The sequence below is a fragment of the Bacillus sp. K2I17 genome (assembly GCF_002209985.1).
GTDB lineage: Bacteria > Bacillota > Bacilli > Bacillales > Bacillaceae_G > Bacillus_A > Bacillus_A wiedmannii.
Map to the genome: position 1 here is coordinate 1 of NZ_NJGF01000111.1, position 1,874 is coordinate 1,874.

The window sequence follows — 1,874 nt, forward strand, 5'->3', positions numbered from 1 at the left end:
AAATAAAGAATAATCTTATACCGTATTTTTTCATGAATAATCCCTCCATAAATGTTGCGTTATATTCCTCTTCACTAAATTTTATATCCACAGAACATTGTGTGGTGGGGTATAAAGAAAAGGCACTTTAAAAGAGTACCTTTTCTTTATTATTTTAAATGTAAATTTTCACTTGTAGAGATAGAACCTATTGTATACTCATCTCCACCGTATTCTATTGTAATATTAAATGTTTTGCTTTCATCATTTTTTATATAGCCGGAGATAAAGATACCTTGTAAATCACTTGGAGCAAATCTATAATCAGTGATTACTACATCTAAGTCTTGTTTTTCTTTGAAGTATTGGATTGTCCTTTCTTCTGCCTTTTCAACTATTTGTTGTTCAGTATTTTTTTGATCTATCGTACATCCTCCTAAAAGGATAAGTGTAAAGATAAAGAATAATCTTATAGCATATTTTTTCACGAATAATCACTCCGTTAATAGTGCGTTATATTCCTGTTAACTAAAATGTATATCCACAGAATATGGTGTGGATGGGTATAAAGAAACGGGACTCTAAAGTAAAAAGGTTATTAGTTTTTAAGTTTTAAATTTTTAATGTTAGAAGTCAGGCTGATTGAATAGTCATCCTAGCCTTTATATACACATGAAATAATTAGAATTAATATGAATGCCCAACAAAAATATATTGTATTTTCATATTAATTTCAGTCATCATAACTAATACTTTCAACCTTATATTTATCTTTATAATTTATATCTGCAGTTATTTTACGATTTGGATTATTAGTTACATGACCCGATACAAAAATTACTCCAAAATCCGCAGGGCCGAATTCGACTTTTGTCACTGTAACATCTAGTTTTTTATCCGCTTTAAAATGTTGGATTGCGATCTTTGTTGCTTTTTCTTTTAATGCTATTTCTTCATCATTCTTTTGTTTGTTCATATACATCAACCCTCCAATAAAAAATATAATTATAATTACTATTAACAAAAAAACCTTTTTTTTCAAAAAAATCACCCTCTTCTAATAATAAACTATTTATTATGGGGTAAAAGAATGAAAGAAAGTGCAGTTTTAGATCAAATTTATTATGATTTGGCAAAGGGAGCGTGTAGGACTAATTTAGGTGAAAATTATGAGATAAAGGATTATATAGATCAAAAAAAATTTTACAGACATGAAAAGTAGGAGAAGCATTCCACGATAAATTCGAATAGGCGCAGTCGTCTTTGTAAGAGATGTGAATGGGGGAAAAGCAAGTTATGATAGCTTTCTAGGGGACAGAATGAGATAAAATTATAGAGAAAAACTCTTTAGGCGTTCTGATGAAGCTAGAGAAGGTATGAAGGATTTAAAAACAGATACAAATTATTTTGTTAAGAAAGAAATTCATATGCTAAAATATTTTACGTAAAAAAGACACCATAAAGTGTCTTTGATAGACTTGGTAACCAAGCTCTATATATTATATTAACCTTAAATATTATTAAATTTTTTTAGATTTATTATTAATAATTTAATTTAAAGTTTTCAGAACGAGATATAGAACCGACCCTATATTCCCCATCACCAAATTCTACATCTACTGAGAATTCTTTACTTTTATCATCCTTAACATAACCATCTATAAATACAGTTTGAAAATCATTTGGAGGAAAGCTATGCCCTGTAATTACTACATCTAAATTATGTTTTTCTTTAAAATACTGAATGGTTGTTTCTGTTGCTTGATTAACGATTTGTTGTTCCTCATTCTTTTGATCTATAGTGCATCCTCCTAAAAGGATAAGTGTAAAAATAAAGAATAATCTTATACCGTATTTTTTCATGAATAATCCCTCCATAAATGTTGCGTTATATT

General features: G+C 28.4%; 4 protein-coding genes. 1 reads left to right on the top strand and 3 read right to left on the bottom strand.

Features of this window, described 5'->3' with window-relative positions; genetic code table 11:
- Nucleotides 1–149: 149 nt before the first annotated feature.
- Together CER22_RS30910 and CER22_RS30915 are read right to left on the bottom strand one after the other, a co-directional pair.
- Nucleotides 150–467: a hypothetical protein gene (locus CER22_RS30910; RefSeq protein WP_023521365.1), complete on the bottom strand. Its 318-nt coding sequence runs from the start codon at nt 465–467 to the stop codon at nt 150–152.
- A 245-nt stretch (nt 468–712) separates the two neighbouring features.
- Entirely contained in the window at nt 713–955 is a 243-nt protein-coding gene (locus CER22_RS30915; RefSeq protein WP_142293619.1) for a hypothetical protein, read from the bottom strand.
- 114 nt (nt 956–1,069) lie between these two features.
- Here CER22_RS30915 and CER22_RS33990 point away from each other — a divergent pair, with 114 nt between their 5' ends.
- The gene (locus CER22_RS33990; RefSeq protein ID WP_255288375.1) at nt 1,070–1,201 is read left to right on the top strand and encodes a hypothetical protein; all 132 of its coding nucleotides are present in this window, start codon (nt 1,070–1,072) and stop codon (nt 1,199–1,201) included.
- Nucleotides 1,202–1,521: 320 nt separating this feature from the next.
- On the opposite strand, the gene CER22_RS30920 is transcribed toward CER22_RS33990, so the two are convergent.
- A complete protein-coding gene (locus CER22_RS30920) occupies nt 1,522–1,842 on the bottom strand; it encodes a hypothetical protein (protein WP_088610496.1) in 321 nt (106 codons plus the stop codon).
- Nucleotides 1,843–1,874: the final 32 nt, after the last annotated feature.